This is a genomic window from Collinsella aerofaciens, from assembly GCF_015561195.1.
Taxonomy (GTDB): Bacteria; Actinomycetota; Coriobacteriia; order Coriobacteriales; family Coriobacteriaceae; genus Collinsella; species Collinsella aerofaciens_AC.
In genome coordinates this window covers 200,907-219,994 of record NZ_JADMSU010000003.1, presented here as the reverse complement: position 1 = coordinate 219,994, position 19,088 = coordinate 200,907, and the positions used below count along the sequence as shown (strand labels likewise).

21 protein-coding genes are annotated in these 19,088 nt (G+C 59.1%); 15 read left to right on the top strand and 6 right to left on the bottom strand.

The window, feature by feature from the left end:
- The first annotated feature begins 87 nt into the window (after positions 1-87).
- From I2H81_RS04995 to I2H81_RS04985, 3 genes are all read left to right on the top strand, one after another.
- Positions 88-1,398, top strand: a complete 1,311-nt coding sequence (locus tag I2H81_RS04995) for an O-acetylhomoserine aminocarboxypropyltransferase/cysteine synthase family protein (RefSeq protein ID WP_117716543.1) — start codon at positions 88-90, stop codon at positions 1,396-1,398.
- A 312-nt stretch (positions 1,399-1,710) separates the two neighbouring features.
- The gene (locus I2H81_RS04990; RefSeq protein WP_195644780.1) at positions 1,711-2,487 is read left to right on the top strand and encodes a hypothetical protein; all 777 of its coding nucleotides are present in this window, start codon (positions 1,711-1,713) and stop codon (positions 2,485-2,487) included.
- Positions 2,488-2,676: 189 nt separating this feature from the next.
- Positions 2,677-2,883, top strand: coding sequence for a hypothetical protein (locus tag I2H81_RS04985; RefSeq protein ID WP_195644779.1), 207 nt, complete (start codon positions 2,677-2,679; stop codon positions 2,881-2,883).
- A 108-nt stretch (positions 2,884-2,991) separates the two neighbouring features.
- Here the strand turns inward: I2H81_RS04985 and I2H81_RS04980 are convergent, their stop codons facing one another.
- Both I2H81_RS04980 and I2H81_RS04975 read right to left on the bottom strand, forming a co-directional pair.
- A complete protein-coding gene (locus I2H81_RS04980) occupies positions 2,992-3,906 on the bottom strand; it encodes a ketopantoate reductase family protein (protein ID WP_229108074.1) in 915 nt (304 codons plus the stop codon).
- A gap of 121 nt (positions 3,907-4,027) precedes the next feature.
- Positions 4,028-4,798 carry a cyclase family protein gene (locus tag I2H81_RS04975; protein WP_195644777.1) on the bottom strand — a complete coding sequence of 257 codons (771 nt, stop codon included), beginning with the start codon at positions 4,796-4,798 and terminating at the stop codon, positions 4,028-4,030.
- Between the two features lie 163 nt (positions 4,799-4,961).
- On the opposite strand from I2H81_RS04975, the gene I2H81_RS04970 reads away from it, so the two are divergent.
- The 6 genes from I2H81_RS04970 (at position 4,962) to I2H81_RS04945 (ending at position 11,524) form a co-directional block, all read left to right on the top strand.
- Positions 4,962-6,152: an aldo/keto reductase gene (locus tag I2H81_RS04970; protein ID WP_195644776.1), complete on the top strand. Its 1,191-nt coding sequence runs from the start codon at positions 4,962-4,964 to the stop codon at positions 6,150-6,152.
- 90 nt (positions 6,153-6,242) lie between these two features.
- Positions 6,243-7,262, top strand: coding sequence for a Gfo/Idh/MocA family protein (locus I2H81_RS04965; RefSeq protein WP_271817477.1), 1,020 nt, complete (start codon positions 6,243-6,245; stop codon positions 7,260-7,262).
- 144 nt (positions 7,263-7,406) lie between these two features.
- Positions 7,407-8,273 carry a deoxyribonuclease IV gene (locus I2H81_RS04960; protein WP_195644775.1) on the top strand — a complete coding sequence of 289 codons (867 nt, stop codon included), beginning with the start codon at positions 7,407-7,409 and terminating at the stop codon, positions 8,271-8,273.
- Between the two features lie 147 nt (positions 8,274-8,420).
- Positions 8,421-9,281 carry an ABC transporter substrate-binding protein gene (locus I2H81_RS04955; protein ID WP_195644774.1) on the top strand — a complete coding sequence of 287 codons (861 nt, stop codon included), beginning with the start codon at positions 8,421-8,423 and terminating at the stop codon, positions 9,279-9,281.
- Between the two features lie 140 nt (positions 9,282-9,421).
- On the top strand, positions 9,422-10,759 hold the full coding sequence (locus tag I2H81_RS04950; RefSeq protein WP_229108073.1) for an ABC transporter permease subunit: 1,338 nt from the start codon (positions 9,422-9,424) through the stop codon (positions 10,757-10,759).
- Between the two features lie 12 nt (positions 10,760-10,771).
- Positions 10,772-11,524, top strand: coding sequence for an amino acid ABC transporter ATP-binding protein (locus I2H81_RS04945; RefSeq protein WP_055251428.1), 753 nt, complete (start codon positions 10,772-10,774; stop codon positions 11,522-11,524).
- Between the two features lie 116 nt (positions 11,525-11,640).
- Here I2H81_RS04945 and I2H81_RS04940 read toward each other — a convergent pair whose 3' ends face one another.
- On the bottom strand, positions 11,641-12,060 hold the full coding sequence (locus I2H81_RS04940) for a flavodoxin (RefSeq protein ID WP_195644773.1): 420 nt from the start codon (positions 12,058-12,060) through the stop codon (positions 11,641-11,643).
- Positions 12,061-12,105: 45 nt separating this feature from the next.
- Positions 12,106-12,810: a DUF3793 family protein gene (locus I2H81_RS04935; protein WP_195644772.1), complete on the bottom strand. Its 705-nt coding sequence runs from the start codon at positions 12,808-12,810 to the stop codon at positions 12,106-12,108.
- Between the two features lie 175 nt (positions 12,811-12,985).
- Between I2H81_RS04935 and I2H81_RS04930 the strand changes: the two genes are divergently transcribed.
- Positions 12,986-13,369 carry a heavy-metal-associated domain-containing protein gene (locus tag I2H81_RS04930; protein WP_195644771.1) on the top strand — a complete coding sequence of 128 codons (384 nt, stop codon included), beginning with the start codon at positions 12,986-12,988 and terminating at the stop codon, positions 13,367-13,369.
- 26 nt (positions 13,370-13,395) lie between these two features.
- Here the strand turns inward: I2H81_RS04930 and I2H81_RS04925 are convergent, their stop codons facing one another.
- Both I2H81_RS04925 and I2H81_RS04920 read right to left on the bottom strand, forming a co-directional pair.
- The gene (locus tag I2H81_RS04925; protein WP_271817476.1) at positions 13,396-13,821 is read right to left on the bottom strand and encodes a hypothetical protein; all 426 of its coding nucleotides are present in this window, start codon (positions 13,819-13,821) and stop codon (positions 13,396-13,398) included.
- Entirely contained in the window at positions 13,814-15,340 is a 1,527-nt protein-coding gene (locus tag I2H81_RS04920; protein ID WP_411266928.1) for a Y-family DNA polymerase, read from the bottom strand. The genes I2H81_RS04925 and I2H81_RS04920 overlap by 8 nt, the downstream gene beginning before the upstream one ends.
- A 201-nt stretch (positions 15,341-15,541) precedes the next feature.
- On the opposite strand from I2H81_RS04920, the gene I2H81_RS04915 reads away from it, so the two are divergent.
- From I2H81_RS04915 to I2H81_RS04895, 5 genes are all read left to right on the top strand, one after another.
- A complete protein-coding gene (locus tag I2H81_RS04915; RefSeq protein ID WP_229108082.1) occupies positions 15,542-16,066 on the top strand; it encodes an iron-containing alcohol dehydrogenase in 525 nt (174 codons plus the stop codon).
- Positions 16,067-16,075: 9 nt separating this feature from the next.
- Positions 16,076-16,396, top strand: a complete 321-nt coding sequence (locus I2H81_RS04910) for a DMT family transporter (RefSeq protein ID WP_195644768.1) — start codon at positions 16,076-16,078, stop codon at positions 16,394-16,396.
- Positions 16,397-16,647: 251 nt separating this feature from the next.
- A complete protein-coding gene (locus I2H81_RS04905; RefSeq protein ID WP_195644767.1) occupies positions 16,648-16,998 on the top strand; it encodes a P-II family nitrogen regulator in 351 nt (116 codons plus the stop codon).
- A 28-nt stretch (positions 16,999-17,026) separates the two neighbouring features.
- On the top strand, positions 17,027-18,139 hold the full coding sequence (locus I2H81_RS04900; RefSeq protein WP_195644766.1) for an ABC transporter ATP-binding protein: 1,113 nt from the start codon (positions 17,027-17,029) through the stop codon (positions 18,137-18,139).
- A gap of 12 nt (positions 18,140-18,151) precedes the next feature.
- Complete coding sequence (locus I2H81_RS04895; RefSeq protein WP_229108072.1) at positions 18,152-19,087, top strand: ABC transporter permease; 936 nt, start codon at positions 18,152-18,154, stop codon at positions 19,085-19,087.
- Position 19,088 lies beyond the last annotated feature (1 nt).

The window sequence follows — 19,088 nt, the reverse complement described above, 5'->3', positions numbered from 1 at the left end:
CTCCTGTTTGCGCCCGTTGGCGTGATCAGGAGACAGCGACTTACTCTTCTCTTATTTATTTACTTTCGTTCGATCAAGGAGATCATCATGAGCCAGTTCATCAACAACCCCGAGCACACCTTTGGTTTCGATACCCTGCAGCTTCATGTTGGCCAGGAGAGCGCCGACCCCGCATCCGACTCCCGTGCCGTGCCTATCTACCAGACCACGAGCTATGTGTTCCGCAACTCCCAGCACGCCGCCGATCGCTTCGGTCTTGCCGACGCCGGTAACATCTACGGCCGTCTGACCAACTCCACCCAGGGCGTCTTCGAGGACCGTATCGCCGCACTCGAGGGTGGCGTGGCCGGTCTTGCCGTCGCCTCCGGCGCTGCTGCCATCACCTATACCCTGCAGGCTCTTGCCCAGGCTGGTGACCACGTGGTGGCTCAGAAGACCATCTACGGTGGTTCCTACAACCTGCTCGAGCATACGCTCTCCCAGTTTGGCGTCGAGACCACGTTTGTCGATGCTCATAACCTGGAAGAGGTTGAGGGTGCCATCAAGGACAACACCACGGTCATCTATCTCGAGACGCTCGGCAACCCCAACTCTGACATCCCCAACATCGACGCCATCTCCGAGATCGCCAAGAAGCACGGTCTGCCGGTTGTCGTCGACAACACTTTCGGCACCCCGTATCTGTTCCGTCCGCTGGAGCATGGCGCCAACATCGTTGTCCACTCCGCAACCAAGTTCATCGGCGGCCACGGCACCTCGCTGGGCGGTGTGATCGTCGACGGCGGTAACTTCGATTGGAAGGCGAGCGGAAAGTACGCCCAGATCGCTGAGCCCAACCCCTCCTACCATGGTGTTTCGTTTGCCGAGGCTGCCGGTCCCGCCGCCTTCGCAACCTATGTCCGCGCCATCCTGCTGCGCGACGAGGGTGCCTGCATCAGCCCGTTCAACGCCTGGGTCCTGCTCCAGGGCACCGAGACCCTGTCGCTGCGCGTCGACCGCCATGTCGAGAACACCAAGAAGGTCGTTGAGTTCCTGGCTGGTGACAGCCATGTCGCCAAGGTGAACCACCCGAGCCTGCCTGAGCACCCCGATCACGAGCTCTATCAGAAGTACTTCCCCCGTGGCGGCGCTTCGATCTTCACCTTTGAGATTAAGGGTGGCCAGGAGGCAGCTTGGAAGTTCATCGATCATCTGCAGGTGTTCTCGCTGCTCGCCAACGTGGCCGACGTCAAGTCGCTCGTCGTGCACCCGGCTACCACCACGCACTCCCAGCTCTCTGCCGAGGAGCTCGCCGAGCAGAACATCACGCCCTCCACGATCCGTCTTTCCATCGGTACCGAGAACGCCGAGGACATCATTTGGGATCTGAAGCAGGCCTTCGCCGCGCTGGACGAGTAAGGCGACTTGTGCAAGGACCCCTTGCGACTCGATAGGTATAACTGCATAAAATGCCTGCTCAAGGCGCCTGCGCAAGCAATGGTTGCGCAGGCGCTTTTTTTGCATAGGAAGGGCGCTATTACAGGGTTTTTGGCATGCTTTATGCATTCGAGTTGTGGAAAACTCCTGTTGAGAGGATGTGAGTTTTACGCAATTGACGTGCGCCTTTTGAGTAAAACCGCAGGTCGCGATTTGCTCGAGGTACTATGCAGCGCGATCGAATCACACGCAGCTCAAACGCAGCAAAAACGCACTACGGAGGTTTCCAGCTACATGAGGATCGATTCACGAAAACCGAAAGCCGCCGCCCTTTCCGCCGCTCTGATCGTGGCGCTTTTGGCGGGCGCCGGCACAACTGATGCCCACGCGGCAACACTGTCCGATACGGTTGGATCTACGCCGTCCGAGACGACGCTGGTACAGCCCGTTGATTATCGCGGCGATGGTTATGGTTCCATGCAGGAGTGGAACGCCTCGATGGAGGCCAAGCGCGATTCCCTTGAGATACGCGCTCAGATTATCCTAAACATGTATGGTGACTATGCCACCGATGACGAGCACGCTGTGCTGCAGGGTTGTATCGATGGTGCGGGCAGCCTTTTGACGATGGGGGAGGTCGACGCGAAGTCGACCGAGCTCGATGAGCTGCGCACTGCGCTTGAGAATGCCAAGCGCGAAGCGCTCGAGGCCGCTGCCGCCGAGGCGGAGGCTGCCGAGGCCGCCCAGGCTTCGTATTACAACGCCGGCTCCGGCTCGTCTTACACGTCTGCTGCGTATTACGCGAACGGCTCGGGTCTGACGCGCTCGAGCGGCGTCAATAACTATAACGGCCGCCGCGAGACTTATTACAGCAGCAACGTGTTGTATCACCACCGCACGGGCGAATGGACGCAGGATTCTGAGGGCTTCTGGCGCGATTCCGACGGCTATTACGTTGTTGCCGCGGGCGATATGGCCCAGGGCTCGACCTTTACGGGCTCCAAGGGTGATTGCAAGGTCTATGACTCCGGCTGCGCTGCCGGAACCACCGACTACTACACCGGTTGGTAATCTGCCATAAGCAAAATACGCACATGATGGGCGGGCGTCTTTACTGAGCTTTTAGGCAACGTAAAGCCGCCCTTTCTTTATGTGCGTTTGAGTTAACAGAGCCCTTACCGTGGCGGTACGCTGGGCGTATGCATGCGGGGCACACTGGTTCATGAGAAATAAGGTCTTTCTCGTGGAGGAAGTGGTCTCATGAACGCTCGAGATATCGCTATCGCCGCCGTCGCATTGGTACTTGGCTGTCTTGGCCCTACAGCTGCGTTTGTCGCAGGCATGCAGGGCTCGTGCGGGGCTGCTCCTATTGTGGTCGGCGCGCTCATCGCAGCAGCGCTGCTGGGAAGTGCGGGCGTGACCCTTTGCCGCGATGACGAGGACGAGACGCCGCAGGCGCGGCGCTAGCGGTTGCGAAACTGGTTTTGGTCATAGATGAAGAAAGAAGCCGCCGCAAGGGGAGTGCCTCTTGCGGCGGCTTTGCTCTTGAGGCTGTTGGCTGCGGTGCGTCGAGCACTACCAGCTGGCCTCGATTTCGCGGATGCGCGAATGGAGCCATTCGTTTTGCGGCACTTGGATACCGTGCTTGGCCGCGAGGCGGCAGATGGTGCCCGCAAACTCATCAACCTCGGTTTTGCGCCTTGCGACGCGGTCTTGCGCCATCGAGGGCATGCCGGCGGGATCGAGCCCTTTTATGAGACGCACCATCTGCGTTAGGTCTGCCTCGGTGAGCTCGATGCCCTCGGCATTGGCGACTGCAAGCGTCTCGCGCATGGCGGAGACAAAACTGCGGAGCTGCTCGGAGCCCTGCTCCGTAGCGCTTCCGTAGGTGCCGCCGTAGGCCATACAGGTCTGGTTGATGCCGTCGTTGAGCATGAGTTTGGCCCACATGCGATGTGCGATGTCGTGCTCGACGGTATGGGCGATGCCGCAACGCGTGTAGAGCTCGTCGATGGCGATAACGGTTGCGGGGTCGGTGCCCGCTGCCGCACCAAAGCGGATCTCGCCGGCATTGGTATAGGTGAGCTCCCCGTTGAGGAATACGGCGTCCATGCCCTGGCAGATACCAAGGACGGTGTGCTCCCAGCCAAAGCGCTCGGCAATCTTCTGCTCGCTCGTGATGCCGTTGCACAGCGACGCGATCAGCGTGTCGGGTCCCACGACGCTTTCCAGGGTTTTGAGCGCCACATCGAGCCCGGTTGTCTTGACCGTGAGGATGACCAGGTCGACGGGCGTCGCCTCGCTCGCGCGGACGGACTTGAGCGCGCAGGGCTTGCCGTTGACGGTGAGTGCATCGTTCGCATGGCGCTCAAAGCGAGCGTCGTCCATGACGTATTCGACGGCATCGTTGCCGAGTGCCTGGGCGATCATGCTGCCGTAGAGTAGCCCGACGCCACCCTTGCCGATAAAGGCGACCTTGTTGATCTGCATATGAATCATCTCCCCATATAAAAGGCGCCCGCGTAAGGGGCGCCTGATGGATTGTATGCTGCCGGGGTGATTGATGGGTGCGCGGAGCAGCTGTTATGAAAAAGAAACGTTTGCCTGGACGCTACGCTGCAGGGCAGACCGCAAAAACGCGCGCGGGATATCCAACGCCATCGCGCACCTTGGGGAAGGTGCAGAAGATGACAGCGCCCGTGGCGGGAAGCTCGTCTAGATGGTCCATGACCTCGATCTGATAGCGGTCGACCGAGAGGATGTACTGTTCGCCGGGGTAGGGGTAGGCGTCCTCACGCGTGGTCACGCTCGCCGGGTCGGTGTCAGCCGGCTCGTGGCCGATGGCGCCGATGTCGCGCTCTTCAACGAGCCACTTGATGGCGTCGAAGTCCCAGCCGGGGTAGTGGGGCTGGCCGTCCTCGTCCTTGTTCTCGAGGTCGGCGAGCTTGGACCAGTCGGAGCGGAAGGCGACGAAAGCGTCCTCGGGAATGCGACCGTGCTCATCCTCCCAGGCTTTGAGGTCCTCGATGGTCAGGATAAAGTCGGGATTCGCGGCGCACTCCTCATGCTTGTCGATCACGCAGAGCGGATGCATAAACTCGATGGGTTCAATCTCTCCAAGGGAACGACCCTCGACATGGAAGTGGCGCGGCGCGTCGACGTGGGTGCCGTACTGCGAGGCGACCGAATACTGGAAGCAACGCATGGGCGCGAGCATGTCCTCGGGCGTGCCGGACAGGTAGTCGAAGAGCTTGGTGGACTCAAATGGCTTAAAGCCAAACCAGTGCGGGGTGTCGCATGAGAGCGTGTGGGTGAGGTCGACCCAGCGATAATCGGTGCTTTTGAGCTGGGAGGCGAGGTTCCAAAGGTCGAGCGCGGGCATGGGCGGCTCCTTTCATCGGGCTTTTTGCTGATGTTAAAGCGGTGCCGTGACAGCTCGATTTCTGCTGCGTTACGATACGTTCTCGATTGCGATTCCACGATGTTTCGGCCGCGTGACCATTGTGTTTCGTCTTGCCGGGGTGCTGATGGCGAAAGGAGGGGCCGTGCAATACCGCGTTGACCCCAAAAGTGGTAACCGAATATCCGCTCTGGGTCTGGGCTGCATGAGATTTCCCGGTGCGCCGGGACACCCCGATGCGAAGACATCCGATGCCATCATTTCCTGTGCGGTGGAGCAGGGGATTAATTATCTGGATACCGCGTATCTCTATCCCGGTAACGAGGTGTGCGTGGGCGCCTCACTTGAGCGCTTGGGGCTGCGCGACCGGGTGTTGCTGGCGACTAAGTTGCCGCACGCTTCGTGCAAATGTGCGGAGGATTTCGACCGCTTTTTTGACGAGCAGCTGCACCGTTTGCGGACCGACCATATTGACTACTACCTTATGCACAACATCACCTCGCCCGCCCAGTGGGAGCGCGTGGTGGCGTTGGGCATCGAGGACTGGATTGCGCACCAAAAGGCTGCGGGGCGTATTCGCCAGATAGGTTTTTCGTACCACGGCAGTGCGGCGGACTTCCTCACGATGCTTGACGCGTATGACTGGGATTTTTGCCAGATCCAGTACAACTACGCTGGAGAGCGCTACCAAGCGGGGACGGCGGGACTTATAGCAGCCGCCGAGCGCGGGCTCGCGGTGTTTGTGATGGAACCGCTTTTGGGTGGACGCCTGGCGGGCAAGCTGCCTCCGCGGGCCCGCGCCGTGCTCGATGACGTACGCGATCCGTACCTGAAGTCGCCGGCTGCTTGGGGCCTTTCGTGGGTGTGGAACCATCCTCAAGTCACGATGCTGCTTTCGGGCATGACCGATACCGCGCAGGTGGACGAGAACGCGGTGCTGGCGGATCGCGCGCTGCCGGATTCTATGACGACAGAGCAGCTCGATACCATCGCGCGTGTGCTAGGAGAGTTTGAGAAATCGAATCGCGTACCCTGTACGGGGTGCGGCTACTGCATGCCATGCCCCAAGGGCATCAATATTCCCGGCTGCTTTGCCGCCTACAACGCGAGTTACGCGCATAGTTGGTTTACGGGGCTGTCTCAATACTTTACGGCGAGCGCGGTGCGGACGAACGAGCCCAAGCTGGTGAGCAATTGCGTCAAGTGCGGCAAATGCGCACGTCACTGCCCGCAGCACATCGATATCCCCGGGCGCTTGGACGACGTACGCCGCCGTTTTCAGCCTGGCCCCGTAACGGCCGCGCTTAAAGTCTTCAGCAAAACTCGCTCCTCATGACCCTTTTATATCTTGTGATGGAATAGTTCCTGTTTGCGGCAGAATAGGGCGATAGCAGGAACTATTTCGTCGCAACTGAAGGGGGCTGTCGTGGGCTATCGGGATTCATGTGATGATTTGCGTGAGGTTCGTTGGGGCGTTTTGGGCGCTGGGCACATTTCGCATCGATTTGCATCGTCGCTCAAGAAGGTCGACGAGGCACGGCTGGTGGCTGCGGCCGGCCGCACTCCTGCACATGTCGAGGAATTTTGTCGAGCGTTTTCGATTGATGCCGCGCACAGTTATGCCACGGCTGACGATAGCGGCGATGCGGCTTATGATGCGTTGATTGCCGATCCCGATGTCGATGCAATCTACTTGGCTATTCCGCATGGCATGCATGCGCATTGGGCTTGTCGGGCACTGCGCGCGGGAAAGGCCGTGCTGTGCGAAAAGCCGGCCGTTTTGAATGAAGAAGAGGCCCATGCGATCGCCTCTGTTTCCCGTGAGTGCGGTGTGCCGTTTATGGAGGCGATGAAAAATCGGTTTTGTCCGATGCATACTCGCGTGAAGGGTTTGCTTGCGTCGGGCGAGCTCGGCTGTATCGTCTCGATCGAAAGCGTGCAAAAACTCGATTATGGTGAGTCCCCTTCGAGTTATCTGCTCGATCCGTTGCAGGGTGGCTGTCTATATGACATGGGCTGCTATGCGGTCGGGTGGTTTGAGGATCTGCTTGCGGGTGCGTGCGATGTTTCGTCTCGTGAAGTTCGCTGGCGTGACGTATTAGGCGGCCGCGTGGATTGGGCCGATGAGATCCATATGAGTGTCGGCGGTATGCCCATTCATATGGTGTGCGACGGCAAAGCAGCATATGAAAGCCGCTTAATGATTGCTTGCGAACGGGGTTCGGTGGAAATCGAGCGCCTCCATCGCCCCGAGCTCGCCCATGTGAAGTACTCCGACGGACGAATGCTCGAAATTAATGCCCCGTTTGAGGTCGATGATTTCTACGGCGAAATTCAGCATGCGACCCAGCTCATCCGGGCGGGGAAACTCGAGAGTCCCGTTATGCCTCTTGCCGCCACGCAGCGCTGTGCGCAGATCATCGATGCGATTCGCTTGACGCTCTAGGCTGCGGTGCTGGTGCTCAGGGGGGGCTCGGCGGACCGTGCCCCTGATGCCCTTATATATCTTGCGGTGGAATACGGTCTGTTTGCGCCAAAATAAGGCACCAATAGACCGTATTTCACCGCAACTGATGAGGGGGAGCTGGAGATGCTGACGATCGGGTGTCATCTTTCGACGACGAAGGGCTATCGGGCAATGGGGGAGACGGCGCTATCCATTGGCGCCAATACCTTTGCGTTCTTTACGCGCAACCCGCGCGGTGGCAAGGCAAAAGAACTTGACATGGATGACGTGGCGGCTCTGCGCGAGCTTATGGCACAAAACGACTTTGGACCGCTGGTGGCGCATGCCCCGTATACCTACAACCCCTGTTCTGCCAAAGAGCGGGCGCGCGAGTTTGCCTTGGAGGCAATGGCCGAGGACTTGCAGCGTCTGGAAGCACTGCCCGGCAACTACTACAACTTCCATCCCGGTGCGCATGTGGGACAGGGCTCCGACGTCGGCATTCAGATGATTGTCGACATGCTGTGCCAGGTGATGTTTGAGGGGCAGCAGACGACGGTATTACTCGAGACCATGGCAGGCAAGGGCACCGAGGTGGGCCGTAGCTTTGAAGAACTGGCGTGCATTATCGAGGGCGTTGCCGCCAAGCGCCCAGAGCTGTCCGATAAGCTGGGCGTTTGTTTGGACACCTGCCATGTGAGCGATGCCGGCTACGACATCATCCATGATCTGGACGGCGTACTCGACGAGTTCGACCGCGTGGTGGGTATCGATCGCTTGCATGCCGTACATATCAACGATTCGAAGAACTCTTGTGGCGCCCATAAAGATCGTCACGAGTGCATCGGCAAGGGATACCTTGGCAGCGAGGAATTTGGTGGCGGTATGCAGGTTATGCAGAATATTGTATCGAATGGCCGTTTGCGTTCGCTGCCGTTTATTTTGGAGACTCCGAACGAACTTGCAGGTTATGCAGCTGAAATTAGACTATTAAGGTCATTGCAGCAGTAATGACTGTCACAAAGTAGAGTATTCCATTCACGTTATGGGTTTGTTTCAATCAGTTTTCTCATTGCAGATTCGTAATTCCGGGTGCATAATAGCCAACAGTTTTTGCAGACCTCTGAATCAAACGGGGTCACCGGAAGGAGACTGATTATGAAGCTCAAGAAGCTTGGCGCATTTGCCGCCACGGGCGTCATGGCGCTCGCCCTCGCACTGACGGGCTGCGGCTCGTCCAACGCCACCTCTGGTTCCGATGCCGGTTCCAGCGGCTCTGATGACGTGAAGGTCGAGAAGGTCGACGGCTCCAAGGAGTATGCACTCGTCAAGGACGGTACGCTCACCGTCGGCACCTCTGCCGAGTACGCGCCGTTTGAGTACAAGGATGACAACGGCGATTACCAGGGCTTTGACCTTGAGCTCATCAAGGCTATCGGTGACAAGCTGGGCCTGGATGTCGAGTACGTCAACAACGACTTTGACACGCTCGTCCCCGGCGTTGCTTCGGGCGCCAAGTACGACGTCGCCATCGCGGCTATCACCGACACGCCCGAGCGTGAGAAGGAAGTCGCGTTCTCCGACTCTTACTACATGGACGATCAGGCTATCGTGACCAAGGTCGATAACACCGACATCACGGCCGACAACTACAGCGAGAAGCTCAACAACGCCGACGCCACGATCATCGTCCAGTCTGGCTCGACTGCCGAGGCCTTTGCCCAGGAGAATTTCCCCAAGGCAAAGATCGTCCCCTACAAGGACGCTACCGAGTGCTTCAGCGCCCTGCAGTCCGATAAGGGCGACGCTGTGGTCACCAACCGCTCCGTCGCCAGCCAACTGACCGCCGAGCAGTTCAACACCTGCCAGACCATCAAGCAGATCAGCACCGGCGAGGAGTACGCCATCGCCATCAACCAGGGCAACACTAAGCTCAAGGACGACATCAACCAGGCTATCAAGGACCTGACCGATGACGGTACCGTTGACGCCCTTATGGCTAAGTACAACATCAAGTAAAATAGCTACTTGATTGCACGCGGGCCCTTTCCGTTTTGGCGGAGAGGGCCTTTGCGTTTCTTGAATGGGCGTCATCCCGCCCCGTTATGTCGGCAACTTAAACGTTAGGAGCCACCTTGTCTCGATTGAACCAAGGAGCCATGGGCAAGAGCCATCCACTGCCCTCGATGCTCCAAAAGCTGGCCTGTGCCCTGGCTGTGGTGCTCGCCCTGGTATGCGCGGGAGCCTGCGTGCCCTCGACTGCTCAGGCACTTGAGACCGCAAAGATCACCGCCCGACCCAATACCGGTTCGGGTAGCGACGTAGTCGGTGGCACCGAGACTCGTATCACCTGGGAGGTCCAGGCCGATGCCGACGAGGAACTGAGCGGTCTTTCGCTGACGTTTGCCGATGGCACGACCTTTGATGCGGACGACACGCGTCTGACGATGCTCTCGGGCGATGACCTTATGGACCGTACGCCCATGAAGCCCACGTGCAAGGTCGACGGCCAGACGCTCAAGATCGATTTTGGCGAGACGGCTCCGGCCGGCGGCTATTTCCGCGTCGAGGTCTACGGCGTGACCTTCCCCGTCGAGGGCGGCGACGAGGCCTTTAGCGGCACCTACACTTTGGCCGATGGTTCGACCAAGAAGATCTCCAAGATTCCGTCGGTGGAGATCAAGGGCGTGACGGCATTCGATAACTTCCTGGCCGACCTTAAGGAGCAGCCGTGGGTCGAGGCATGGAATTCCAACATGTTCCTGCGCCTGTTCCTGAACCCGGTCATTTTGGTCCAGAGCCTGCCGATCGTCTTCAAAGGCTTCCTCATGTCGCTCTCGATCGTGCTCGTGGCGTTTCCGCTGGCAATTCCCTTTGGCTTTGCCCTGTCGCTCATGCGCATTTCCAAGTCGCGCATCCTGCGTTGCCTTGCCGGCATCTATGTGAATATCATCCGTGGTACGCCGGCGTTCCTGCAGATCTACATCGCGTTCTTTGGCCTGCCGCTGGCCGGCGTCAAGGTTGACGACTATGTGTTGGGCGTCATCGTCATGGCCATGAATTCGTCTGCCTATCTGTGTGAGATTTTCCGTGCCGGTATTCAGTCGATCCCCAAGGGCCAGAACGAGGCTGCGCGTTCGCTGGGCATGAACGCGTTCCAGACGCTGCTCTATGTCATGATTCCGCAGACGTTCCGTAATGTCCTGCCTACGCTGACCAGTGAATTTATCCTGCTTTACAAGGATACGTCGCTGCTCGCGGCCGTGGGCGTGGTCGAGATCGTCATGAACGCCCGCACCATCGTGGCCACGACGGGCTCCATTACACCGTACGTGGTTGCCGCCCTGTTCTATCTGGTCATCACCCTGCCGCTCGCTCGCTTGGTGAGCGGTCTTGAGGCAAGGCTTTTGGGCACGGCCGAGACCAAGAAGAAGCGTCCCGCCAAGAGCGCCGGACAGGTTGTCGCGACGCCCGCCGATCACATCGCCGGTCTGTAAGGAGGTCCTATCATGAGCGAAACCAATAACTCGAACGAGGTTGTCGTCAGTATCAAGAACCTCCAGAAAGCCTTTGGCGATAACGTCGTTCTGCGAGATATCGATCTGGATGTGCATAAGGGCGAGGTCGTCGTGGTTCTGGGTCCCTCGGGCTCGGGTAAGTCGACGATGCTTCGCTGCATCAACCGTCTGGAGCATCCCACGAGTGGCTCGATTGTCGTTGAGGGTGTGGACGTGTGCGCCAAGGGCGTCGACCTTAACAAGGTGCGCACGCATCTGGGTATGGTGTTCCAGCAGTTCAATTTGTTCCCGCACCTGTCAGTCAAAAAGAACGTCATGCTTGCGCAGCAGAAGGTACTCAAGCGCAGCAAGGAAGAGGCCGAGAAGATTGCCGTCGAGGAGCTGACCAAGGTCGGTCTTGCCGAGCGTATCGACTTTATGCCGAGCCAGCTCTCGGGCGGCCAGCAGCAGCGCGTTGCCATCGCCCGTGCCCTGTCGATGAACCCGCACGTCATGCTCTTTGACGAGGCCACCTCGGCACTCGACCCCGAGCTCGTGCGCGACGTCCTGGGCGTCATGCGCGACTTGGCGCGCGACGGCATGACCATGATCGTCGTGACGCACGAGATGGGCTTTGCCCGCGATGTCGCCGACCGCGTCGTCTTTATGGACGGCGGCGTCATTGTGGAAGAGGGTACGCCGAGCGAGGTCTTCGACCACCCCAAGAGCGAGCGCACCAAGGCGTTCTTGGGCAATATTTCGTAGCCGGTTGATGTAACTGCCGTTACAAAAGAGCGGGGGCTGGACTTGAATCCAGCCCCCGCTCTTTTGTAGGGATGGGGATACGCTGTGATACAGGCTCTTTTGGAGGCCTGGTTTCGTTACGCGAGCTCGGCTCCGAGGGCCTTGCAGGCCGCCTCGCCCTCATCGTCGGGCGCATCGTAGCAAATGACGGAGTCCACGACGTTGACGCCGGCCTCGTCGGCGTCGGCCTTCCAGTTGTCCATCCACTCGCCCTCGGCCCACGAATAGGAGCCAAAGAGGACGACCTTCTTGTCGCCGAGGGTCTCCTTGACCTCGTCCCACATGGGCTGAAACTCGTCATACTCAAGCTCCTCGGAGCCCATGGCGGGGCAGCCGAAGGCGAAGGCATCATATTCGGCGGCCTTGTCGGCAGAGAAGTCGGCGCAGGGGATGACCTCAGTCTCGGCACCCGCACCGGTTGCGCCCTCGGCGACGAAGTTGGCCATGGCCTCGGTATTGCCCGTGCCGCTCCAATAGACGACGGCGATCTTACTCATGTTTTGTCCTTTCGGTCGTGCGGCGCTTGCCGCGGTTTGTACGTTCTATCGGGTTGCCTGGGCAAGTTGCGCCAGGCTGCAGCCCTGCTGATAGACAAAGGTGAAGTATTGGGTGCAGGCACGGTAGGCATCAAACGTCGCAAGTGCCTGCTCGACATTTGCGTAGACCTTCCAGGCCCCAAAGACCTTGTAGTTCTCGCCGCGCTGGACGATAAACTCGTGCACGTCGTCGTAGGGATATCCAAGGAAGTAGCCTATTTCGTGTGGGAACTCACAGGTGCAGTCTTTGCTGCAGCTAGCTTGATGGTCCAATGCGCATCGGGTTTGGCCGCATGCGCTTTCCGCGGCGTTATTGCTCGCGAGCGTGATGCGTGATGCCAAATGCACAAGGCATGTCGAAAGGTCTCCCGTGTCGTAGCCTTCCGAGGCGAGCGCCGTTTGGGCGCGAGGGTCTGCGAAATAGGTGGTGAGGCTTTTGGCTCGGTACACGTACACGAGCGCTCCGCAGGGCCGCCAGACCAAAACGCTCAGGTGGATGCCAAGCGGGTCAAGCTCGCTATTACACTGGGCGATAACGTTGAGCAGGCGCGCGCGGCGTTCTGTGATTGGCGCGGTCGCGCCCGAACCATCCTGATGGGCGTAGACGCCGGGATAGGTAAAGAGCGATGCCGGCTTGATGCCCGCGAGTGTGGGAGAGCAGTTGCGCACGACTGCTGCCTGAAACGTTGGGATGTCTATGGTTCGAGTCACGGCGCTCCTTACGAATCTAAACTGTTAGCCTAGGAAAACTTATACACGAAAGTAAGCCTTGGTCAACAAAAAAAGTTTGAAGAGGGAAACTAATTGACCGAACGGACATGATTTTGGGTTAAGATGGGGACACCCCATGGGGGTATCTAGATAGGGCTACTTGAAAGGGGAGCGCATGGAAGACTTGCTAAACCCTGCAAATATCATCGTGTTTGCCGCGATTGTCGTTGGCATGTTCTTTGGCCTGCGGCGTATTGTCGCTTCGGCACACGGAAAGAGCTGCTGCAGCGATGGCGCGAGCGGTAAGAAGGCCAAGAAGGTAGTGGTTGCGGATACCGATCCGTCCCACTATCCCTATAGCGATGAGTTGCTCATCGGCGGCATGAGCTGCGATGGCTGCGCTCAGAACGTGGCCAATGCCCTGAATGCACTGGATGGCGTGTGGGCAACGGTAACGTACGCGGACCACACGGCACGCGTGCGCTCTAAGCAGCCGATCGATCGCGGCGCTCTCGTGGCGGCCGTGAAGGACGCGGGTTACTACGTCATGACGCTGTAAGTGCCGCCTTGGATGCATTTCCTTGTCTAGGCTCGTCCGCGCAGTTCGATGTCTTGAATGTCATCGAAATCGATGGCGATGTCTTTGAGCTTGAGGAGTTTGAAAGCAGGGAGTACCTCGTCGAGGATGCCGGTGCGGGAGCGATAGCCGTACGTATCGTAATAGGTGACGCGGACTAGGTCGCCACGTTTGAGGCCCTCGAGCTTGTTCGAAAGCTCGAGGGCTTTTTCTTCCGTGAGTTCGCATTTGGGCTCGACGGTGATCTCCTGCTTGCGCACGAGTTCGTAGTATCCCGTGAGGGCGGCAAAGGGCATAAACTGTGCGGCGCGGTTGGCGCGCACGGCACCGTTGGCGGTGAGTCTGGGGTCGGCGGCGCGGTGTCTTCCCTCGGGGTCTGCCAGGCGCTCGAAGGCGGTCGGCGGGCGCACGGGCTGTTGTTTGGGTTTAGGCACGGTGTCCTCCAATTTGGTCGTTGCGTTCGCGCGCGGTGGCGCCGGCGGTAAAGCTTAATCCCTTGACGAGCGCGTTTTTGCCGTACTTGCCTTTCACGGCCAGGACGGCGCGCGCCAGGTCGCGCTCGCGCTCATCGGCCTCGATATCGCTGAACAGATCGATGGTGGTAAATTCCTCGGGCATGAGGTTGCCAAATCCAAGGTTGATGCGCTTGACCGGTCGTTTGGGATCGACGGTCTGCGCCCAGAGCTCATCGAAATAGCCCATGATTTTCTTAAACGAATTAGTGCGCTCGGGCAGCTTTCGCGAGGCGTTGGAGTGCGCAAAGAGTGCGGCATAGCCACCACGCGGTTTGCCGCCATGCTCTCCCACAAAGATGCCATCGATTGCCTGCGCTTCGCGCACCAGGCGACGCCTTTCGTCATCGCGCTGGACGGGCTTGGGAGCACGGGGCGCGAGCTCGGAGCCGTCGGTCGCTGCGGGTTCGATGCCCGAGGTACTCGAGCGCAGGTGTCCGCAGCCGTCTATATACTGCGCCGTGCCGCTGACGTTGAGCCGGCGTATGTCGGCGCGCTCGCTTGCATAGCCCACAAAGAGCGAGATGCTGTCGCACACCACGTGCTTGTCGATCAAATCCAGCACGGCGGCATCGACCATTTCGCGCAAGACGGTGTAGGCCTGCTCGTAGGCATAGCCCTTCGAGAGCACCTGCCCCGTGGTGGTCGAGGTCGCTTGCGGGCGATAGGCTTGGATATCGGCGATGGTCGTTGGCTCGCGCCCAAAGGCGTGGTCGATAAGATATTCGGCATTGACGCCGAGCTCATCGTAAAGCAGGTTTTCGTCGAGCGCGGCGACACCCATCAGATCGTAGACGCCGTACTTTTCGAGGCGGGCTGCCACGCCGGGGCCGATGCCCCAGATGTCGGTGATGGGGCGATGGGGCCAGATCTCCTTGCGAAAGGTCCCGTCGTCGAGTATGCCGATGCGGCTGGGTACGTGCTTGGCGGTAATGTCGAGCGCTACCTTGGCCTGGAATAGGTTGGGGCCGATGCCGACCGTCGCCGTGACGCCGGTACGCGCGAGGACTTCGTCGCGTAACATGCAGGCGAACCCCTCGGCATCGGTATGGTAGAGGTCTAGATAGGGCGTCACGTCGATAAAACACTCGTCGATTGAATAGACGTGAATGTCTCGCGGGCTCACGTATTCCAGATAGATGCCGTAGATTTGCGCCGACACCTCCATGTAGTGCTGCATGCGCGGTACGGCTTTGATGTAGTCGATGCCGTCGGGAATCTCGAACAGACGGCAGCGATTGTGTATCCCGAGGCCCTTCATGGACTGCGTGATGGCGAGGCAGATGGTCGTGCGCCCGCGCGATTCGTCGGCAACGACCAGGTTGGTGGTGAGCGGATCGAGCCCACGATCGACGCACTCGACGCTGGCATAAAACGTCTTGAGGTCGATGCAGATGTAGGTGTGCTGCTCGTGCGCCACGCTTCCTCCCATCAAACACATGTTATTATCGAATACATGTTCGATAATACCCGCTTGCGCGCACATCGTCAAAACCTGTCCCTCTTTGGCGGGTATGGTCGTGCGGTTGCATCGGGTTTTTAACGCAGCTCTAAAGAGTGCGAAACAGCTCGGAAAAGCTCGCTTCGTAGCATGAGCCTGACGAATGGATTCGCCTACATGCACGGAAGGGTTGTGGAAACGATGGTCAACTATGGGTTTGGTATGCCGACGCGCCTTGTCGCGGACGGAGACGTGGCTCGCTGGTGCGGACGGTTGGTCGCTCACTACGGCGGTACCAAGGCGCTGGTCGTGCTGGGAGGCGACAAGCATACGCGCGACGAGCTCGTCTCGGCGGCGCTCGGCTCGCTCGATCGGGCTCTGCTCGAGCGCGTGCTCTTTCGCTGCGGCCCGGTTGGAGCCGACGGGGGAGATGGACTGGTGGACGAAGCCGTGGCCTTGGCGACCGACGAAGGCGTGGACTTTGTCCTGGCGATCGGCGATGCCGATACTGCCGGCTTTGCGCGCGAACTCGCGCGTCGCATGGCGGCGCTCGATGTCGGTGAGGACGGCTTTGTCCCGTATGGATGCATTGTCTCGGAGGGCAGGGTGCCCACTGCGGTGGGTGCCGGCGAGGTCCCCGTTTTTGCCATCATCGCGCCCGAACTGCTTGAGGGCATTGGGTCTCCTTTGCGCGAGTTGCTCGGCAGCGTGTGCGCCGCGGCGTAGGAGGGCGGTATGCCATACGTTCAGCTTGCTATTGCCATAGCCTGCGAAATCGGCGCGTCGTCGGCGCTCAAGGCAACGCACGGCTTTACCGTGCTGGCACCCAGTGTGGCGACGGTCGTGCTGTACGGTTTGAGCTTCTATTTGTTTTCGCTCGTCCTCAACGTGCTCGATCTTGCGAGCGCCTATGCCACATGGTGTGCTGCGGGCATCGTCGCCACCTCGGCCATCTCGGTGCTCGTTTTTGGTGACCGTCTGAGCCCGATGATGCTTGTGGGGCTTGGGCTGTGTGTTGCGGGCGTAGTGATTGTGAACCTTGCGAGCGCTTCGTAGTTTGCCGGGCAGCACCCTCTCTGGCGCAATTAAAGAACGCCGGTCGTGCGGATAGGCTTCCGCGCGACCGGCGTTTCGTTTGTATTTCGAGCATATTGCCAGCTCGCGACCTATGTTGCGCGGGCGTAAACGCTCGGCGTCACCCGTGTTTCAAAACACTCCGTTAATAAAACGGGCGGTTTTGGCACGCATAATCCCCAACAACGAACGCGCACGGGCGCGCTCATCGCCACCGAAGAGGGGAGAAAACCATGAAGGAACTGGTACTCATCATCCGTCCGGAGATGCTCGAGAGCCTGAAGGCCATTCTTGACGAGGTGCATTGCGGCGGTATGACCGTTTCGTCCGTTATGGGTTGCGGCACGCAGAAGGGTGCGATGACCGACGGCGTCAACGAGATTCGCGGCTTCAAGATCAACATCAACCTGCTGCCCAAGATCCAGGCAAGCGTGGTCGTGCGCGACCAGGATGTCGAGACCATCATCTCGGCGGTTCGAGAGCGCATGGCCGACGGCCGCGTGGGAGACGGCAAGATCTTCATCCGCGATATTGCCGATGCCGTGCGTATCCGTACCGGCGAGCGTGGCAACGCCGCGCTGTAGGTAGACGGATTGAGAGAAGGCGATTGCCATGCCTGGTACCAAACCGCTCGTCCAGATTAGGAATATCAACAAGTTCTACGGCGAAAACCATGTGGTCAAGGACCTGTCCATCGATGTACAGGAGGGCGAGTTCCTGACGATTCTGGGCTCTTCGGGCTCGGGCAAGTCGACGACGCTTCGCATGGTTGCCGGCTTTGAGCAGCCCACTACGGGCGAGATTCTGCTCGCCGGCACCAACGTGGCCGACAAAGAGCCGTTCGAGCGCGACGTGAACACGGTGTTCCAGAGCTACGCGCTGTTTCCGCACATGACCATTTTCGACAACGTTGCCTATGGCCTTAGGATGAAGAAAGTCTCCAAGGACGAGATCCGCGAGCGCGTGATGGAGATGCTCGACCTGGTGCAGCTCGGCGGTTTTGAGGGGCGCAAGCCCGACCAGTTGTCCGGCGGCCAAAGGCAGCGCGTCGCCATCGCCCGCGCCCTGGTCAACCGACCCAAGATTCTGCTGCTCGACGAGCCGCTGGGTGCGCTCGATCTCAAGCTGCGCAAGCAGATGCAGCTCGAGCTCAAGCGCCTCCAGCGCAAGCTCAACATCACGTTTCTCTATGTGACGCACGATCAGGAAGAGGCGCTCACCATGAGCGACCGCATCGCGATTATGCACGACGGCGTGCTGGAGCAGATCGGTACGCCCAAGGAGATCTACGAGGCGCCGGCAAGCAAGTTCGTGGCCACGTTTATCGGCGAGACCAACCTGTTTGAGGGCATGGTTTCGGCCGACACGCCCGATGGACTCGAGATTTCGCTCGAATCCGGCACGATTCGCTCCAATGCCAAGGGCTTTCACTTTGGCGAGCTTGTGGCCGTATCGGTGCGTCCGGAGCGCATGCAGTTTGCGCTCGAGCCGCGCGATGGCTTCTCGCTTATGGGTACCGTTCGCGAGCAGGTGTACGTGGGGTCCATGATCAAGGCGATTGTGGTGCTGCCCGATGGCCAGGAGGTCCGTCTGGAACGTCTCGCCGGCGACGAGCTGCCCGAGAACGGTCCGGTCTACCTGTACTGGGATCCGGCGGATGCCCGCACCATCAAGACGCTCGACCAGGTCTTTTTCTCGGCACTCGAGAATGCCGAGATGCGTTAGGGGGCGACAGCCATGTCCGATACCGCAACTATGGCGGCGACTGTCGCCGCCACCGAGCACGACGTCGAGGCCGCCCGCATCGAGCGTCACCGCCGTTTTCGTTCCAACACGCTGCCGGCGTTGGTTACCGTGGGCCCCGTCACCTTGTGGCTGCTGGCGTTTATCGCGGTGCCGCTGCTCTACATTCTGATCATGGGCTTTTGTTCCACCGACCAGTACTACAACGTGGCCTACAGCTTTACGCTCGATAACTTCCAGGCCATGTTGGATCCCGAGTATCTCAAGATTTACGGGCAGTCCATCCTGATCGCGGCTGTCTCCACGGCCATCTGCCTGGTGCTGGCCTATCCGTTTAGCTATCTGATCAGCCGTACGTTTAAGTCCAAAAAGACGCTGCTGTATATGATGATCATCATCCCGTTTTGGACCAACTCGCTGGTGCGCATCTATGGCTGGCGCACGTTTCTTTCGGCAACCGGTCAGCTCAACACCTTTTTGATGGCGATCGGCGTGACGAGCGAGCCTATTCAGTTTTTGTACAACCAGGCATGCACGGTCTTTGGCATGGCCTACGACATGTTTCCGTTTATGGTGCTGCCGCTCTACGCCGCTATCGAAAAACTCGATGAATCGCAGATCGAGGCGAGCTTTGACCTCGGCGCCAATATGCTGACCACGATCTTTAAGGTCGTGATTCCTCAGACTATGAGCGGCATCTTTTCGGGCTGCATCATGGTGTTCATCCCCAGCCTGGGTGCGTTCTATATCGCGGACATCCTGGGTGGCGGTAATGCCGACGTTATCGGCAACCTGATTCAACGTCAGTTCCAAAGCGCTAACGACTGGCCCTTGGGTGCCGCGCTTTCGATTCTGCTCATCGCGATAACGCTGCTGCTGGTCAAGATTTACCAAAAGGCCGGCGGCGATATGGAAAGCTTGGGGGTGTAGG

Excerpts from the sequence above, each read along its gene's own strand:
- I2H81_RS04920 (WP_411266928.1), bottom strand. The coding sequence starts at position 15,340 with ATGTGTTTGATGGGAGGAAGCGTGGCGCACGAGCAGCACACCTACATC.
- I2H81_RS04955 (WP_195644774.1), top strand. The coding sequence starts at position 8,421 with ATGAAGCTCAAGAAGCTTGGCGCATTTGCCGCCACGGGCGTCATGGCG.
- I2H81_RS04985 (WP_195644779.1), top strand. The coding sequence starts at position 2,677 with ATGAACGCTCGAGATATCGCTATCGCCGCCGTCGCATTGGTACTTGGC.
- I2H81_RS04950 (WP_229108073.1), top strand. The coding sequence starts at position 9,422 with ATGGGCAAGAGCCATCCACTGCCCTCGATGCTCCAAAAGCTGGCCTGT.
- I2H81_RS04975 (WP_195644777.1), bottom strand. The coding sequence starts at position 4,798 with ATGCCCGCGCTCGACCTTTGGAACCTCGCCTCCCAGCTCAAAAGCACC.
- I2H81_RS04995 (WP_117716543.1), top strand. The coding sequence starts at position 88 with ATGAGCCAGTTCATCAACAACCCCGAGCACACCTTTGGTTTCGATACC.
- I2H81_RS04930 (WP_195644771.1), top strand. The coding sequence starts at position 12,986 with ATGGAAGACTTGCTAAACCCTGCAAATATCATCGTGTTTGCCGCGATT.
- I2H81_RS04905 (WP_195644767.1), top strand. The coding sequence starts at position 16,648 with ATGAAGGAACTGGTACTCATCATCCGTCCGGAGATGCTCGAGAGCCTG.
- I2H81_RS04940 (WP_195644773.1), bottom strand. The coding sequence starts at position 12,060 with ATGAGTAAGATCGCCGTCGTCTATTGGAGCGGCACGGGCAATACCGAG.
- I2H81_RS04900 (WP_195644766.1), top strand. The coding sequence starts at position 17,027 with ATGCCTGGTACCAAACCGCTCGTCCAGATTAGGAATATCAACAAGTTC.
- I2H81_RS04895 (WP_229108072.1), top strand. The coding sequence starts at position 18,152 with ATGTCCGATACCGCAACTATGGCGGCGACTGTCGCCGCCACCGAGCAC.
- I2H81_RS04915 (WP_229108082.1), top strand. The coding sequence starts at position 15,542 with ATGGTCAACTATGGGTTTGGTATGCCGACGCGCCTTGTCGCGGACGGA.
- I2H81_RS04980 (WP_229108074.1), bottom strand. The coding sequence starts at position 3,906 with ATGCAGATCAACAAGGTCGCCTTTATCGGCAAGGGTGGCGTCGGGCTA.
- I2H81_RS04960 (WP_195644775.1), top strand. The coding sequence starts at position 7,407 with ATGCTGACGATCGGGTGTCATCTTTCGACGACGAAGGGCTATCGGGCA.
- I2H81_RS04910 (WP_195644768.1), top strand. The coding sequence starts at position 16,076 with ATGCCATACGTTCAGCTTGCTATTGCCATAGCCTGCGAAATCGGCGCG.
- I2H81_RS04990 (WP_195644780.1), top strand. The coding sequence starts at position 1,711 with ATGAGGATCGATTCACGAAAACCGAAAGCCGCCGCCCTTTCCGCCGCT.
- I2H81_RS04945 (WP_055251428.1), top strand. The coding sequence starts at position 10,772 with ATGAGCGAAACCAATAACTCGAACGAGGTTGTCGTCAGTATCAAGAAC.